This window comes from Gilvimarinus sp. 1_MG-2023, from assembly GCF_030548285.1.
On sequence record NZ_JAUOSC010000005.1, the window covers coordinates 60,897 to 76,559 of the forward strand.

The window sequence follows — 15,663 nt, forward strand, 5'->3', positions numbered from 1 at the left end:
GATCCCGCCGGCGCGCTATTATTCCCCCATGTGGCTATTTACTGACAAAGGTTTCATCAGCGTAATTGCTGACTGCATTGATCCAAACCGTGTGATTGTGCGCGCTCACAAGTCTGAGCACATCGAGGCGTTGTTTGGTGAAGAGTGGGGCAGCATCGAGGTGTTGAATCTGGTTCATCGCAGTCCCCGCTTGGGTGCTGATGACTATCGGTTTCGACGCTTTGTGACACGCGATCAACTGCGAGAGGTGCTTTTGCAGCAAGTCGACCGGTTGCAGATTGGCACATTTCGAGATCGGATTCCTGATCACGATTATTTTGATGCCTGCAGCCATGCTAAATATGAAATGTACCGCATGGATAGAACTATACCGCCCGATATCAGGGATCGAATGTTTGGAGAATTTGAAGATGATTAAACTAATTGTTGCCGTTGTATTGATTGCCGGTGCCACCAGCGCCAATGCCGCCCAGGTGTTCAAGTGCACCGATGAAAATGGAAAAGTTGAGTTCAGCCAGCGCCCCTGTGACGAAGCCAAGGCGGTGACAGAAGAGCAGCTGACGATTGAAAATGGCTCCAAAGGCCTGGACGTGGTGGCTGGGGGAGATTGGTCAAAGGTCGAGGCGGAAAATGAAGAGCGGGGCCGTGTGCGCACTATCGACCGGAAGATAAATACCCATCAGCAGAATATTGATATCCTCATTGATGAGCGTGATGCGAAGATTGCCATATTGCGAGGTGAGCAGGGCAACGCCCGAAACAATGCGGCCGGTGCTGCCTATCACAACAGCCTGGCTACAGAGATTCAGACGATCACCCTTGATTACAACAGCCGGATTCAGGCAGAAAGGGACGCCATTGCAAGGCTACGCGAGCAATATTGATGGCGCCCCAATGACCTAGAAAGCGAACCTAAACCCAATTGAAACGGCTGAGCCGACATTAATTGAAGAGCCAGTGAGTATATCTGAATCAACAGCAGCGTCTAATTTTTGATTTTCTTCGTAGGTACCGTTCAGCTCATCAAACTCCTGAAAAGCAACGCCAGCTGAGAACATCAGGTTGGTATTGAAAATCAAACTGTAGCCCGCGTAGGCAAAAATGTCAGATTGATTAACCCCGATTCCACCCGTTGGTCCGGCTGAGTAACGATCATCAGGGCCCCACATTAGGTGTTGGTAAGTAAACATAATCGTAGGGGCAAACAAAATTGAATCTTGGTCACCTTGTTTGGCAACTCTATATTCATATTGAATACCATCATCGCCTTGAACCTCCTCTCTTTTGGAGTACCAGGAGGTCCCTCTGTTATCGATGAATGTGAATCCAACGTGTGTGACAAAACCATTGTCTTTGCTGTTAGATTTAGCTTTCGAGAGCTCCTTGCCGCCCCTTGAAAGGGTTACAGTAACCATCTGAGAAGATTTGACTTGTATTTCTTTTGTGAAAATCGTGCTGTCAATCGCTTTCTGAGCAGACGCTTTTGCTTTATCTATGGTGCAGGCCAGCTTATCAGCTTCTTTAAGCGCCTGAATATTCTTTTGGGCGCCAGCAATGGTTTTACGCTCGGCTTCTATTTTCTTTGATTTTTCTATGATGATATTTGATATTTCTTCGATTTGATCTGATGGGGTTTTAGCGATTTTGGCAGATAATTCGGTTACCTCATTAGTTAAGCTAGTTATTGTTTTTTCACTTTTGGCAATGGTTGCTTCTAATATTTTAATATCTTTTTCGTTGGTTTGAGGTTTTGAGTCGATATAGTCAGCCAGTTTTTTTTGTATGTTGGCTATCGCTTCTGGGACTTCCGCCTCTTTTGTTAGCCCAATTTCCAGCTTTGTGATTTCTTCTTTCAGGTCTTTACAGAAATCTGCAGGTGTTTTTGGGGGCTGCGCGATTTCATTAGTACCAGCCTCCCTTTCGTTTGATTTCTCTCCGAGGACTACTGACGGCAAATATTCAGCCATAGCCTCACGATTGAATTCTAGGGGTGGTACCCCTTCATAATCAGCTTGGATGTCTAAGTGGTAATGCTTCCTCATATGGGGTAGCAGGTTAGTTGCTTTGATAAGGAGGGGGCCAGCTTTAACATTAAAGCTTTGTTCCGTTTTTATGTCTTCAGCCGCGTTTAAAATAATGGACTGGCCGGTGGTTGGGTCGTCTGAGTAGGCGTAGACAGAGAAAAAATAAAGAACGGGAACAACTTTCCATAACCCTTTGTACATATCGAAATCCTCTTCGCTTCCATTGTATTTAGGTGTCACTTACTGTGATTCTGGTCACAAAATATTCTATTTCCAGCAACACTGCAACCAAGAAGCTTCAGGTAGATTGATTAGATCTTTTGTACAGAAAAGCTTGACATTGGGTACAGTTATACTTAACTTTGTGTTCAGAAGGAGTGTACTTATGCGAACAAACCCAATCGAAAAAGCCTGCCGAGTGATCGCCAGCTGCAATACACCGGAACAGCTTGCAGTAGCCGCTCGCTATGCCGAGCGCGCAGCCAAGCATGCCAAAGGCGGCGATGAAGTGCTATTGAGGTGCCAGCTCAGAGCTACCCACGCCATGCTGCCCTTAGCAGAATGTATTGAAGTCCAGGAGGCTGCCAATGCTGTCTGAACTTTGCCGCTTGGGTGCGGATGCTGAACTGAAATACACGCCCGATCAAACTCCGGTCGCAGAGCTGCGCTTGGCCTACGACGTGCGCGTGAAGGGCGAAACCCGCACCCAGTGGATCACGGCCAGCCTGTGGGGTAAGCGCGCTGAAAATACCGCTCCGTACCTGACAAAGGGCAAACAGCTGTTCGTGACCATGGAGAGCCCCTATGTGCGCAAGTGGGACAACGGCGAGGGCGTAAGCGTTATGTCCCGGGTGATTGATTTCAAGTTCGCAGGTGGGCAGCAAGATCAGGGCGGGCAGGGCTATCAAGCACCTGCCCAAGATTATCGCGGGCACTCTGGAAGCAATCAGCCCAACCCAACTTACCAGCAGGGCCAGCCAGCGCAACAGCAGCAACCAGCGCCACAGGGCGGCTTTGATTCCTTTGATGATGACATTCCGTTTGATATCGCTTATCGCGGTATGGGGTTGGTGGTGTGATGACTGAAACCTACGACAAAGAGAGCCGTAAAACTTGGTATGACCCGAACCGGGAAAAGCCGACGCGAGAGCAGCTGCAGCTTGGCTGCCTCCAGCGCATAGCCGATGCCACAGAAGCGATGTGCAAAGACCGCGAGAAGCTAGAGCGCGATTATCGGTATATGCGAGAGAGCCGAGACCGTTATCGGGCTGACTGTGAACGGTTAGAGCGAAGGAATGCCGCGCTGAGAGGTGTTATCACCCGCATGAAGCGTAAGGCTCAAGGTAAGTAGAACCCCACAGGCCGGCTCCCATGGGCACCTTGCGCACCTGGTGGCCCTACAGCCGGGGGCAGCACATGCGACAAGACGGACTAACAGTATAGGAGATTTGTTATGCCAGAGCTATTAGCTCAAATATGGGCCTTAGGTTTTGTACTGTTCATGGCCGACTACCTGGGCAGTTATGAAAACCGATTATTACGCCCTATGTGGCTTTGCATTGCCGCATGTGCAGCGTGGTTTCTGTTGCTGCCGCTTGGGCTTAGAGAACGCAAAATTTAGTCTTTACTCAATACACCATAAACCGAGGTGGCCTATGTTGTTTAAGAACGCATTTATTTATACATTTCCGAGAGTGCCCCTAATCACAGAAGATGCTATTGCTGCAGCTCAGGCGAAGCCGTGCGGGCCTCAGGAAATGATGCGGGTGGGGTTCGTGAAGCCTGCCTGGTCGTACACTTATGTTTTGGAGGAAAGCGGCTATTTGCTTCTGTGCCTGAACGCAGAAGAGAAGATTCTGCCACCGGCGGTGATCAATAAACACACCGATGAAAAGGTGCGGAATGTAGAGGAAACCGAAGGCCGTAAGGTATTGAGTAAAGAGCGCGCGCTGATCAAAGACGAAGTAACCTTTGAGCTGTTACCGAAGGCATTTACTAAGAATCGTCGCACCTACGCTATATTCGATACAGTAAACCACTTCTTGATTGTGGATCAGGCCAGCCCGAATAAGGCCGAAGAGTTCTGTTCTGCGCTGCGTGATGCTGTGGGTTCACTCGAGGTAACCCCCATTCGCTGCGGCGAAAGCCCCGATGTCGTGATGACTGCCTGGGTTGATCAGGAGTCAACTGTATTCATGCCTGGCCAGCTGCGCTTCGGAAGTTGTGCCAAGCTCAAGCACCCGAACGAAGGGCCGTCCTATGCGATCCAGGATGATGACCTTGAAGGCGAGCATGTGCAGGGTCTTATTCAGTCCGGTTTGGGGATTGTTGAGGTAGAGCTGAAAAGCGAGCATCAATTTAATTTCACGCTTACAGACGGCTTCATTCTGAAAGGTCTGCATTATTCGGATTCGCTCATCAGCGAGTCTTACGAACAGGCTGGTGAAGATGGTGATCTGTTTGCTCTGGCCCGCTCTGATTTACTTATAAACGGCCGCACGATTAGCGACACGGTAAAGCTGCTGTCTGAGGCCTTTGGCGGCGCTATCACTGGGCAGCTTGATTTTGACGAACCGAATGACGATCGCGAGCCAACGCCGGAAGACTGGAGGAGGGCTGTTCAGAATGCGGCAGCCGCTGCCAAAGCTTCCCAAGCTGAATTAAAAGAAGTTGAGCAAAAGTACGGCGCCAACTCTGAAGATCCGCTTTACCCCGAAGGTGTTAAGTTCGTGCGAGAGAAGGATCGTGCAACGATTTCTGGGCTTCAACGCGGCCTCCGAATAGGCTACAACCGCGCCGCCCGCATGATCGAGCAGATGGAATCTGACGGCATTGTGTCTGCGATGGATGATACCGGTACCCGGGTGGTGTACCAGGATGATTCAGCGGCTTAGCCACTTAGGAAGATAGCTCCTGTCCTTTGCCGCCTTCGGGCGGTTTTTTAACCAGGGGCTGTCATAGATATCAGGTTAAGTATTTTTAGTATGATGTATAGAAGGGCAAGCATTGCCGTTGCTGTGGTTGATATGACAAAGCTGCTCACTGATTCTCGCGTAAGCGGTTCCTTGTAAACCAAGAATAGGATGGTATAAATGACCCATGAAGAAAAAAATAAACAGATAGCAAAGCCAGATAATCCCCACGCGCCAATGCAAATAACTCCAGCTGCAAAGAGTAAGATCGCGGAAATTCTGGATATAATATCTATATCTTTGATTTTGTTGTCACTGTTTTTCAACCAACTAAAAAACAATTCAAATATTTTTGCTGTTGTGAATATCGCACCTGCAGCTGTTAACCAAAATTGGACCATTGAATTTATGTCTTCCATTTCTCTTCTCCTTTTTACGATGTCTTGTTTAGTCCGTTATCTCCCAGGCTATTTGGCAGATATCATTCAATCTTTGAAGGGTTAGTTATCCCAAGATGAGTGCGATATTTATGTTAATACTTTAGTTCAAGTTACAAATATTTTCTGGCTTTCAAGGGTTCCATTGCTAGCTTTTCAATTTTGTTTTTTTGAGATTGAAATTCTCTTACAAGTCCGGACATGTAGGATTCATTAGGTTTCCTCCTTTCATTGTAATCGTCTTTTAAGGATAGTTTGTTGTAAATAATTTCGTAAATAATAGCCTTCTCGGCCTCTTCTTTTTCAGGGTCTAAAATAACAAGTGTGCGCTTGTAGGTTGTAAATATATTTTCTAGAATTCGTAAAAGCTCTTCGTATGATGATTTAATTTCTTCATTGATGGTTATGCTTGCGTCCAAAACATCAGAATATGCTTTCTCTTTTAACTCTTTATAAACTGATATTTTTCCCTCAATGGTTTTGGATAATGACTCGTGAAGGAGGGGGGTGACTGTGTGTCTGTCGATCATTTTGTTTAGCTTGTCAGGTAGTGTTACATATTCTTTAAATTTATTTTCATCTTCTATTAGATCTATGAATTTGTCTAGTTGAATGTTCTTTACCGTTGATGGCGTTGGAGGTTCATTTTGGCCTTCTGATGGGAACTGGAAGTGATGAAGAGCTATGTACTGCGAAGATAAAGCAGTGGGAAAGTTGCCGAACTTGTCAAGAATTATCATTATTTTTTTTGCTGCGTCCAGTTTAGATCTACCGTCGTGCTCGATCTTCCAAGAGTTTAAACCCTTATAAGCAGCACGTGTGCCTAGTCCGGCGAAAATGGCGATAGTGCAGCTCGCTACTGTTTGAGCAATGGGGATCCAGTTACTGACAAATGTATTGAATGCAGCTTCAATGGTTGTTTTAAAAATAAGTATGAATAGTTCCATGCTTCTCCCTTTATAAGTGAATTCCGGTTCAGGTTATTCGTATAGTGCAATACCGTCGTATGATGTGGTAATAAAACCTGAACTTCCAGGCATATCCTGCAGTAGGCGCCCCCTAGGTGAGTCGCCCCATTTGAAAGTTTTTCCTTTTCCCTCTAGGTAGTTTTATGTGCGTGAAATATACTGTTCCATCTAAACCATACTCAGAGTGCCACCGGTTACTATATATGTCTGAGTATATTATTCTGATTCTAATATCGTGAAGTTCGTCTTGAGGCCGTCGGTCGTTATTTGCCTTAAAGCTATGAAATTTCACAGAGATCAGCGGTTTGCGCTCACCGACCAAAATTGAATGCTTCCCTTCGGCTTCACATACGGTGAAGCTTTTGGGTTTACCGTGATCTAACAGCTTATTCCCAAGTTGCTGTGTTGTAAGGCGATCGTCTTTTATTTGAATAGCTTCTCCATTTTCGTTTAGCCAAACCATAGACTCTATAATGCATGGGCCAATACCAGAATTAAAAAGCTCCCAGGAAACCCTCAGCTTTTCGTGTATATCGCTAGAGTCGATACTCAGCCCCACACCTGGTTGAACAGAAAGTACTCTCTCTTTCTTGTTGGCCCGGCTTTCAAATACAGTGAAAAACAAAGCCAATAGAGCAACGACAATACTTGAAATACCAATAATCGCCTGCCAGTCAGCACTGCACCCCAATTCAATCACTTTCTCCATAACCTTCCCTTAGTTTCCCGGCATTTTTTATCAGTGTTTATCCCTTCCGCCTTCGGTAAAACATCACCATTGATAGTTTTAACCGGAAAAGCGGGCGAACATGAAGCGCATCAACATATTTAGAGCAGGTACCCACACCAGCGCCGGCGGCGCCACTTTGAGCTTTAGCGAGGCTGATTTACAGGCCTCGGTGGATGCCTACGACCCCGCGTTACACGAAGCCCCTATCACCGTAGGCCACCCCAAAGACAATTTACCGGCTTACGGCTGGATATCTAGTTTGGCATTTTCGGAGGAACGCGGCCTTGATGCAACCCCGCATCAGGTAGATGAAGACTTTGCCGAAATGGTGAGCAAGGGCCGGTTTAAGAAGATCAGTGCCAGCTTTTACGGGTCAGACGCCCCCAACAACCCAGCGCCCGGCGGTTACTACTTGCGCCACGTTGCCTTTCTAGGTGCCCAGCCCCCAGCGGTTAAGGGCTTGAAGCCGCTGGAGTTCAGCGAAGTAGAAGAGGGCGTAGTGGAGTTTACCGAGGCTTGGGATACTCAATCCATAGCTGGCATGTTTCGCAAGCTGCGCGAATTCATCATCGATAAGTTCAGTAAGGACGAAGCCGATGCTGTGATTTCGGATTACGCCATTCAGGACTTGGAGGATTCCGTGCGCCGTCAGATGGCCCGTGATGCCGAGCCTGCCCCCGATTTTAGCGAACCCACTGGAGACACCACCATGACCAAAGAAGAGCTTGAACAGCGCGAAAAAGACCTGAAAGCGCGTGAAGCGAAAATTGCCGCTCAAGAAACCAGCTTCAGCGAGCGTGAAAGCACCCTTGCTGCCACCGAGGCCACCCAGCGCCGCGCCGGCGTAGTTGCGAAAGTTGATGCCTTGGTCAAAGCCGGCAAAGTGCTGCCAGCCGAGAAAGAGCGCATCACCGAGTTTGCCTGTTCTTTGGCTGATGACTCAGTGGTTGAGTTCAAGGAGGGAGATGAAGACAAAAAAACAGCCGGGCGTGATCTGCTGTTTGAATTCTTGGAAGGCCTGGAGTCCCGCGTGGATACCACTGAACGCGCCAAGGACGATGACGAGCCAGCGGCCCCAACCGATGCCGGCGCAATTGCCAAGCTAGCGGTTAACTACCGCGAAGAGCAGGCGGGCAAGGGCATTGTGGTATCGGCTTCCGAGGCCGTGGCACACGTCACCAAACAACAGCAAGCCGACTAACGGCGGGCGCTCACTCACTCTGTTGGAGTAACAACCATGCGTACAGACTTATTGATTAAATCATTCCAGGCGCCCACTGCTGTTGCCGGCTATTTGCTGGTTAAGCCGGGCGCTGCTGATGGCCAGGTGGCTGCAGGCTCAGCGTCAACTGACACCTTGATGGGTGTTACCACTCAAATTGGCACCCAAGATAACGGCAGTTGTGACGTGATCTTGGTGGGCCCTACCGAGGTGCGTGCTGGTGCCGCGGTAAGCGCTGGCACTTGGGTTACCGCTGACTCTAGTGGCCGGGCAGTTCCAGTAGGTAGCTCTGCAGGTTGCACTGCAGGTTTTGCTTTGACCTCAGCGGCTGAAGCTGACGACATTTTCAGCATCATGCTTGCCCCTGGCATTAACCCCGCAACCGCGTAAGCGCTGAGCGATAAAATTTAAACCGGAGAACAACACCATGGCTAATGCACCATTTAAAACAGATCAGATCCGCACAGCGATTGCGATTGCCTACACCAATGCGGAGTACATTGCTGATCTGGCGCTGCCTCGCGTACAAGTAGGCGCGCGCGAGTACAAATACACGGTATTCAATAAGAAGGATCGTTTTACCGCTAACGATGCCTCGGTAGGCCGTAAAGGCAAGGTGAATGAAGTAGAGATGGGCGCGGACGAAGCCAGCGGCATGATCCGCGATTACGGATTGGAAGATCCTATTCCGCAGTCTGACATTGATGCCGCCGCTAATACCGATTATGACCCGCTGAGCGATTCAACCGAGTGGCTGACCGATCAGATCATGTTGGGCCGCGAGATTCGTGTTGCCAATATTGTTCACGCAAAAGCGAACTATGAGAACAAAGACACGATCAGCGGCTCTGACCAGTGGACTCATGCGGACAGTGACCCGATTGAGCAGATCACTGATGCGTTAGAGAGCTGCATTGTGCGCCCTAACACGATGACATTAAGCGGCGCTAGCGCGTTGGCTCTGCGACGTAATGCGGCCGTAGTTAAAGCGTTTAACGGCACCTTAGGCGATAGCGGCTTGGTGCCACTGTCATTCTTGCGTGAGCTGCTAGAGCTAGAGCGTATTTTGATCGGCCGCGCTAAGCACAATACAGCAAACAAAGGCCAGGACATGTCGCTGGCTGACATTTGGAAAAACCATTGCGCGTTAACCTACCTGAACCCGCAGGCGCGGCCAAATCGTGGCTTGACGTTCGGTTGGACAGCGCAATTCAAGACCCGCGTGTCCGGTAACCGTATTGATCCAGATATTGGTTTAGAGGGCGGCACTCGCGTTCGCGTTGGTGAAATGGTCGAAGAGAAAGTTGTGTCATCGGATGCCGGTTACTTTTTAGAGAACGTAATCGCCGCAAGCTAAGCCTCCCCAAAAAAGCCTCGGTCACTTTAAATGACTAGGGGCTTTTTTATCCCACTCTAATACCCAGGAGAGTACCCATGGCCACAGCCAGAAAACAATATCATTGCTTGAATGCAGTGCTCCACAACGGCAAGCGCTACACCAAAACTATTAACCTGACCGATGGCGAGGCAGAACCATTGCTGAAGTCACACGCCATTACCAAGCATAACCCTAATGCGAAAGCCGAAGCTGATGCCAAAATCGAAGCGGAGAAAAAAGCCGCTGCCGAAAAAGCGAAGGCTGACGAAGAGGCCAAGCTGAAAGCAGAGGCGGAAGCCAAAGCGAAAGCCGAAGCTGATGCAAAAGCCAAGGCAGAGCAGGGCGATAAGAAGTAATGCCTTATTGCACCCAGCAAGACTTGCAATCACGGTTTGGTGATGCGGAGTTAATCCGTATCGCTGACCGTGATCGCGATGGTGAGATTGATGCTGATGTCGTGAACGTTGCACTGAATGATGCCAGCAACGAAATCGATGCGTATGTGGGCAGTCGGTATTCGGTACCTATGAGCCCGGCACCGGATCTGTTGAAGCGTCTGTGCGCTGATATCGCCCGTTACCGGCTTTACGATGAACGCCCACTGGAAGAGGTCGAGAATCGCTATAAACAGGCTGTGGCCACCCTTCGCGACATAGCCAATGGTCGTGCCTCCCTCAAAGACCCCAGCGCCTCCAGCAGCAATTCAGGTGGCGGCGTGGAAGTTATTAAGACTGATGCCGACCGCGTGTTCACCATGGACTCGCTGCGAGGCTTCTAGGTGAGCATTAGCTTTGAGCTAGACGCCAAGGATGTTAATGCCCTGATCGATAAAGCCATGCGCTTTGGCAAAACCAAGGCATTAATGGAGCGAACCGGCCGGGCTACCCATACAGATACCATGATGAATTTTCGCCGGAGCATGGATCCGTTCGGCAATCAGTGGGCACCTATTACCCACCGTAAGGGCAAGCCGCTGATAGATACCAGGAGAATGCAAAACTCGGTTCACATGGAGGCCAGCGACGAAGAAGCCACCGTGGGTACCAATGTGAAGTACGCCGCTGTCCACAACTTCGGCGCAACCATCAAGCCGCGCAAAGGTCGCTTTCTGAAATTCAAAATTGGCGACAAGTGGGTTTATAAAAAATCGGTCGTGATCCCCGCTCGCCAGTTCCTGGGCTTTGGCCCGCGCGTCATCCGCAAGATTGAGCGCGAAACCTCCCTTTGGGCAGAGGAAATTATCGATGATTAATGATTTTTTGGCCGATGTAACGGCTGAACTAAAAAACCAACTGGCTGAACTAGCCACCGATGTTGAAACCCACCCCGGGCGCTTTACCGAAGATGAAATTCGACACATTGCCCGGGCACCGCGCGCGGTACGTGTGGCAGTAGAGGACATTCTGGAAACCAAGATAAATGCCATGGGAAAACGTAAGCAGCACACAGTTGCTGTTTTTGCCGTGGTTATCTGCAGTGACCAGTATGGGGCAGATCGAGCACAGTCAGCCATTGATGTTGTGGAAAAACTTATCAGTGTTATTTATCGAAACCGGTGGAATAGTGACGACTACCAAGCGGTGCTGGATAACAGCATCAGTGCTCAGAACATTTACAGCGGTGAAACTGAGCGCAGCGGCATTGCCATGTGGGCAGTGACCTGGAACCAAACCATTACCGGAAACCTTTAGGAGCCAATCATGCCTATTTCCGTAGTTCACAAAGAGATGTCGTTTATCGGTGTCGGCGTTGTTTACCTTGAGCTGATTGGCTCGAACACAGGCCTGATCAACATCGGTAACGTGTCCACCCTTGAATACGCTTTTGATGAAGAGAAGCAAGAGCAGCGCAACTTTATGACACCCGGCGGCGGTAACGCCAACGTACAGAGCTCTATCAGCTCGTTCACGGGCAGTATGACACTGGTGGATTACACCCCCGAAAACTTGGCGAAAGCCTTGCGTGGCTCGGTTACGGCCGTGACAGCGGGTGCGGTGACTGAAGAGGCTCACAGCTGCGCTGGTGTTGACGGTGAATTAATCCCGTTTGACTTCCCTGCGGATCACTCTGAAGACATCACAGTGGTGACTACGGCGGATGGTGCACTGGTTCAGGACACTGACTACACAATTTCGAGCACCGGTATTGTTGTGATCGGTACAGGCTCGATCGACAACACCGGCGTGAAGATTTCGTACACCAAAGCGGCTGGTGCAATTGTCGAAGCGCTGGTGGAGTCAGGCCAAGAGTATAAGTTGCACTTTGATGGCTTGAACGATGCGCAAAATGGTAAACCTGTTGCTGTGATTAACCACCGCGTGAAGATCAGCCCAACCAGCGGGCTTGGCTTCTTGAATTCTGAATTCGCAGAGATACCCATCAGCTTTGATGTGATCAGTGATCCGAATGTGACCGGTACAGGTCTATCCAAGTACATGAAAATTGTACAGGCCGCGTAACTGCTCTCCTCGGTGACGGCTTGGCAAATACCGCGATAGCGGGCTCAGGGCACCCAACGCGGTGCCCTTTTTTTTGATCGGATGAATCCATGGCACTGAAAGATTCTGTTCTCAATATTGTTATTAAGGCTAAGAATTTAGCCGGTGACACGCTGCGTAAATTCCGCTCTGACCTCGAGGGTGTGGATGAAACGAGCGTGGATGCGTCCAAATCGGTCGAAGACCTGGGCAAGAGTGCTGACAAAGCGGGCAAGAAAGTAGGCGATGCTGGAAAGGGTGTAGATGATTTAAAGCAGTCACTGGATAAAACAGATCAAAGTGCAACGGATACGGCCAGTGCTCTTGGTAAGTCTGAGAAAGCATTGGACGAAATAGCCAAATCCGGTAGTGAATCAGCTAAGGCTACCGACAAAGCAGGTAAGTCTGCGCAGAAGTTAGGCCAGCGCTACGATGCCGCCGGTAAACCCATTGATTCCGCGCGCAGTGCTATCAATAAAAACAATAAAGAGCTCAGGGACGTAGAGGGCAACAGTCAGAAAGCGGGCACCTCCATTGGCTCACTTACTAAGCGATTATTGGGCCTGGCAGCCGCTGCCGTCGGTATTGGCACCATCACTGGTAAGTTGCGCGAAATGCTTGCCACCGGTGATCGGTTTGAAAAGCTCGAAAAGCAAATGACTGCGACCATGGGGTCTCTGCAGGAAGGCCAGAAAGCCACAGAGTGGATCAAAGACTTTACCAGCGATACACCATTACAACTTGAGCAAGTTACTGAAACATTTACCACCCTGAAAAACTTTGGCCTAGACCCTTTAAACGGTTCTATGCAATCCATCGTTGATCAGGCTGCAAAGCTTGGCAAAGGCTATGAAGGGGTGCGCGGTATCTCTTTGGCTTTGGGGCAAGCCTGGGCAAAGCAAAAGCTACAAGGTGAAGAGATCCTGCAGCTGATCGAACGCGGTGTGCCGGTTTGGGAGTTGCTGGAAGAGGTCACCGGTAAAAATACGGCTGAACTGCAAGAACTTTCCTCTGCTGGCGCACTTGGCCGTGACACCATCAAAGCCTTGATTGATGAGATGGGGCGGCAAAGCACTGGCGCGGCTGCTGCCAATATGTCGCTGCTTTCAGGTTATATATCAAATCTTAAAGATGAATGGGCGTTATTTCTAAATGAGATAGCCCAGGCTGGTGCTCTGGATTATGCAAAAGATCAGCTGAGCAGTTTGCTTGATACCGTCAAAGCTATGCGCGAAGACGGCAGGCTGGGAGAGCTGGCTAAATCGATTAGTGACGGCTTTGTGACCATTGCCGAAGCCACCAAAAGCGTCGTATTGGCAATTAAAGATAATATCGGTGCAATCGGTACGCTAGGCAAAGCCTACTTAGCTCTGAAGATTGCAGATACGGTTACCGGCTTTAAAAGCCTTGCGTTCACTATCGGCACATCACTTGTCTCTGGCACTAAGGCCGCAACGGTTCAAACTAGGCTGTTAGCTAATGCTTTGAGAGCGGTCCCCTATGTATTGCTAGTGGGGGCTGTGCAAAAGGTGATTTCTGCTTACGGGCAAATGCGATCTGCTCAAAACGAATTAGCAAAGTCACAGCGCGCCAATGCCGACACCCAAGCAAAAGCAGCAGCTGCAATCAAAAAATTCAATGATGAGACGGGTCGGTCTGTTACATCACTTGATGAGATTATTCAGGCTCAGAAAGACGGCTCAGCCAAAATCGATGAATATACAGGGAAATGGCGTCTAGCTACTGATGCATTAACTGATGCTGAGAAAGCCCAGCGTGCACAAGCTGAGGCGGCCAAAGAGGCCCGCGCTGAGCAAGAGGCTCTAAATCAAATTCACCGGCAGTTACTTGAGTCTTTCAGGGATACTCGCAATGAAGGTAAATCTTTGGCTGAGGCCATCGAGGCCATGGGTGAAAAGGCCCGTCAGAGTGGCGACCAAGGTATTACAGCATTATCTATCGCCATTGAAAATCTCGCGTTAGAAGGTGAAGCCACTCGGAGCCAATTATCAGCTGGCCTGGGTGAATACCTTGCGTCTTTGAGCGATGAACAGTACACCGCTTTTGGTGAAGCTATTGCCGCTGAGTTTAAGCGTGTGCAAGAAGGCTCAGATAAAACCGCTAACCGGTTGAAGTTTCTGCAAACGCTCTTGGAAGGCCAGCTGGTTGCCGCTGCCAAAAAAGCTGGTGTTGATATAGGCGAAGTACTTCAAGGGGTGGACGAAGAAAGCCAGAAGGCTATCAGTTCATTCAGCGATCTGGCCAGTGCCTTGCAGCATTCCGGTAAGTCTTCCGAAGAAGTGAATAAAATCCTGCGGGCGGGTTTATTGCAAACGCTCGAAAGCCTCGATTCGAGTGAAGAGGTAGAGGCGACAATCAGCGCTATTGAAAAGCTCGGTGAGGCTGGTGTGATCAGCTCAGGGCAGGTTGGTGCCCTTGTTGATCAAATACGCCAAAAGTCTCAACAGTTACGCGAAGAAGCGAGTCAATCAGCTACTAGCCAGATTCAAGGTAATGCCGCCGTCGAAAGTAGTGTTGATGGTGTTACCGAATCATTAAAGCGCCAAGAGCAGCAGGCAGAGGCTACAGGAGGCGGTGCCGCAGCTGTCAACAAAATCTATCAGGCGATACGTTCTACAGTTTCCAGCTTAGGCCCTGCAGCAGAAGCGGCCTTCGATAAGTTGCGTGGTATTGATACCGGCGCGCAGAAGATGACCGGTGAATTTGCCGAGCTTGAGCAAGAAATCAACGATGCGAATAAAGCTATTGAAAAGCTTCGCACACTGTCTGCGGGTGACTTCACTGGTGTTTCCAACTTTATGCGTGAAGTGGCTCGTGATGCAGCTTACGTGCGCAAAGAATATGCAGAGCAAAAGATCGCTCTGGAACAACTGAAAAATCAGTTTGAAGATAACTCGATCTCAGCTGCTGAGTTTGCCCAGCAAGCGCGGGGGGCTCTGAATTCTACCAGTCTGCTAGGTGAGCAGGATTTAGCATATTTACGCCAAGCCATTCGCGATGCTGAGCAGCAAATGGAGAGTTTCAGGGATTCCACCGAAGACACTCTGAATAGCTTGCAGGCAGAGCTTGCACAACTACAAGGGCAGCAAGCTGAAGTGGAACGGCTTAATTACGAAAGTCGCGTTCGTCAGCTAGAAGAACAGCTTGAGCAGGCCCGGCAATCTGGCGATCAAGAAGCCATTGCAAACGCCCAGGCTGCTTTAAAAATTGCGCAAGAGATTTATCAGGTCAAACTCGATCAGATAAGTGCAGAGCAAACGGCTGCAGAACAAAGCAAAGCGGATGCCGCGGCTGATCTGGCCGCTTCTCAGCAACGGGCAGAGGAGCAGGCGAAAGCTGACAAGTCAGAGAGCAGCAGCCCAACCACTAAGCTTGAAAGCATTACGCGCGTAATTCTTGAGGATCAAGCTACTGGGCAAGAAGTTACCGTCGATACAGATAACCCCGATGCGCTTCTTGACACACTTTCACGCTTTGGCCGGAGAGTAACCTAG

20 protein-coding genes are annotated in these 15,663 nt (G+C 49.4%); 16 read left to right on the forward strand and 4 right to left on the reverse strand.

Going from position 1 to position 15,663, the window contains the following annotated elements; all coding sequences use genetic code 11:
- Positions 1-28: 28 nt before the first annotated feature.
- Both Q4563_RS08085 and Q4563_RS08090 read left to right on the forward strand, forming a co-directional pair.
- Entirely contained in the window at positions 29-418 is a 390-nt protein-coding gene (locus Q4563_RS08085; RefSeq protein ID WP_303604206.1) for a hypothetical protein, read from the forward strand.
- Positions 396-884, forward strand: a complete 489-nt coding sequence (locus Q4563_RS08090) for a DUF4124 domain-containing protein (protein ID WP_303604207.1) — start codon at positions 396-398, stop codon at positions 882-884. The genes Q4563_RS08085 and Q4563_RS08090 overlap by 23 nt, the downstream gene beginning before the upstream one ends.
- A gap of 15 nt (positions 885-899) precedes the next feature.
- On the opposite strand, the gene Q4563_RS08095 is transcribed toward Q4563_RS08090, so the two are convergent.
- The gene (locus Q4563_RS08095) at positions 900-2,225 is read right to left on the reverse strand and encodes a hypothetical protein (RefSeq protein WP_303604208.1); all 1,326 of its coding nucleotides are present in this window, start codon (positions 2,223-2,225) and stop codon (positions 900-902) included.
- 184 nt (positions 2,226-2,409) lie between these two features.
- On the opposite strand from Q4563_RS08095, the gene Q4563_RS08100 reads away from it, so the two are divergent.
- The 5 genes from Q4563_RS08100 (at position 2,410) to rdgC (ending at position 4,918) form a co-directional block, all read left to right on the forward strand.
- Positions 2,410-2,622, forward strand: a complete 213-nt coding sequence (locus tag Q4563_RS08100; protein ID WP_303604209.1) for a hypothetical protein — start codon at positions 2,410-2,412, stop codon at positions 2,620-2,622.
- A complete protein-coding gene (locus Q4563_RS08105) occupies positions 2,612-3,103 on the forward strand; it encodes a single-stranded DNA-binding protein (protein ID WP_303604210.1) in 492 nt (163 codons plus the stop codon). Before Q4563_RS08100 ends, Q4563_RS08105 begins: the two co-directional genes overlap by 11 nt.
- Positions 3,103-3,375 carry a hypothetical protein gene (locus Q4563_RS08110; protein ID WP_303604211.1) on the forward strand — a complete coding sequence of 91 codons (273 nt, stop codon included), beginning with the start codon at positions 3,103-3,105 and terminating at the stop codon, positions 3,373-3,375. The genes Q4563_RS08105 and Q4563_RS08110 overlap by 1 nt, the downstream gene beginning before the upstream one ends.
- A gap of 102 nt (positions 3,376-3,477) precedes the next feature.
- Complete coding sequence (locus Q4563_RS08115) at positions 3,478-3,645, forward strand: hypothetical protein (RefSeq protein WP_303604212.1); 168 nt, start codon at positions 3,478-3,480, stop codon at positions 3,643-3,645.
- Positions 3,646-3,679: 34 nt separating this feature from the next.
- Positions 3,680-4,918 carry a recombination-associated protein RdgC gene (gene rdgC, locus Q4563_RS08120; protein ID WP_303604213.1) on the forward strand — a complete coding sequence of 413 codons (1,239 nt, stop codon included), beginning with the start codon at positions 3,680-3,682 and terminating at the stop codon, positions 4,916-4,918.
- Positions 4,919-4,965: 47 nt separating this feature from the next.
- Here the strand turns inward: rdgC and Q4563_RS08125 are convergent, their stop codons facing one another.
- The 3 genes from Q4563_RS08125 to Q4563_RS08135 form a co-directional block, all read right to left on the reverse strand.
- Positions 4,966-5,355 carry a hypothetical protein gene (locus Q4563_RS08125; protein ID WP_303604214.1) on the reverse strand — a complete coding sequence of 130 codons (390 nt, stop codon included), beginning with the start codon at positions 5,353-5,355 and terminating at the stop codon, positions 4,966-4,968.
- Between the two features lie 131 nt (positions 5,356-5,486).
- On the reverse strand, positions 5,487-6,320 hold the full coding sequence (locus Q4563_RS08130) for a hypothetical protein (RefSeq protein ID WP_303604215.1): 834 nt from the start codon (positions 6,318-6,320) through the stop codon (positions 5,487-5,489).
- A 112-nt stretch (positions 6,321-6,432) separates the two neighbouring features.
- The gene (locus tag Q4563_RS08135) at positions 6,433-7,050 is read right to left on the reverse strand and encodes a hypothetical protein (RefSeq protein WP_303604216.1); all 618 of its coding nucleotides are present in this window, start codon (positions 7,048-7,050) and stop codon (positions 6,433-6,435) included.
- Between the two features lie 100 nt (positions 7,051-7,150).
- On the opposite strand from Q4563_RS08135, the gene Q4563_RS08140 reads away from it, so the two are divergent.
- From Q4563_RS08140 to Q4563_RS08180, 9 genes are all read left to right on the forward strand, one after another.
- Entirely contained in the window at positions 7,151-8,272 is a 1,122-nt protein-coding gene (locus tag Q4563_RS08140; RefSeq protein ID WP_303604217.1) for a phage protease, read from the forward strand.
- Between the two features lie 36 nt (positions 8,273-8,308).
- Entirely contained in the window at positions 8,309-8,683 is a 375-nt protein-coding gene (locus tag Q4563_RS08145; protein ID WP_303604218.1) for a capsid cement protein, read from the forward strand.
- A gap of 37 nt (positions 8,684-8,720) precedes the next feature.
- Positions 8,721-9,650 (forward strand): hypothetical protein, encoded by a 930-nt coding sequence (locus tag Q4563_RS08150; RefSeq protein ID WP_303604219.1) that lies wholly within the window; start codon positions 8,721-8,723, stop codon positions 9,648-9,650.
- Positions 9,651-9,727: 77 nt separating this feature from the next.
- Entirely contained in the window at positions 9,728-10,027 is a 300-nt protein-coding gene (locus Q4563_RS08155) for a hypothetical protein (protein ID WP_303604220.1), read from the forward strand.
- Complete coding sequence (locus tag Q4563_RS08160; RefSeq protein ID WP_303604221.1) at positions 10,027-10,449, forward strand: gp436 family protein; 423 nt, start codon at positions 10,027-10,029, stop codon at positions 10,447-10,449. The genes Q4563_RS08155 and Q4563_RS08160 overlap by 1 nt, the downstream gene beginning before the upstream one ends.
- Positions 10,450-10,923 (forward strand): phage virion morphogenesis protein, encoded by a 474-nt coding sequence (locus Q4563_RS08165; RefSeq protein ID WP_303604222.1) that lies wholly within the window; start codon positions 10,450-10,452, stop codon positions 10,921-10,923.
- Positions 10,916-11,362 carry a phage protein Gp37 gene (locus Q4563_RS08170; RefSeq protein ID WP_303604223.1) on the forward strand — a complete coding sequence of 149 codons (447 nt, stop codon included), beginning with the start codon at positions 10,916-10,918 and terminating at the stop codon, positions 11,360-11,362. Before Q4563_RS08165 ends, Q4563_RS08170 begins: the two co-directional genes overlap by 8 nt.
- A 9-nt stretch (positions 11,363-11,371) precedes the next feature.
- On the forward strand, positions 11,372-12,130 hold the full coding sequence (locus Q4563_RS08175) for a hypothetical protein (protein ID WP_303604224.1): 759 nt from the start codon (positions 11,372-11,374) through the stop codon (positions 12,128-12,130).
- An 89-nt stretch (positions 12,131-12,219) separates the two neighbouring features.
- The gene (locus Q4563_RS08180) at positions 12,220-15,663 is read left to right on the forward strand and encodes a tape measure protein (RefSeq protein ID WP_303604225.1); all 3,444 of its coding nucleotides are present in this window, start codon (positions 12,220-12,222) and stop codon (positions 15,661-15,663) included.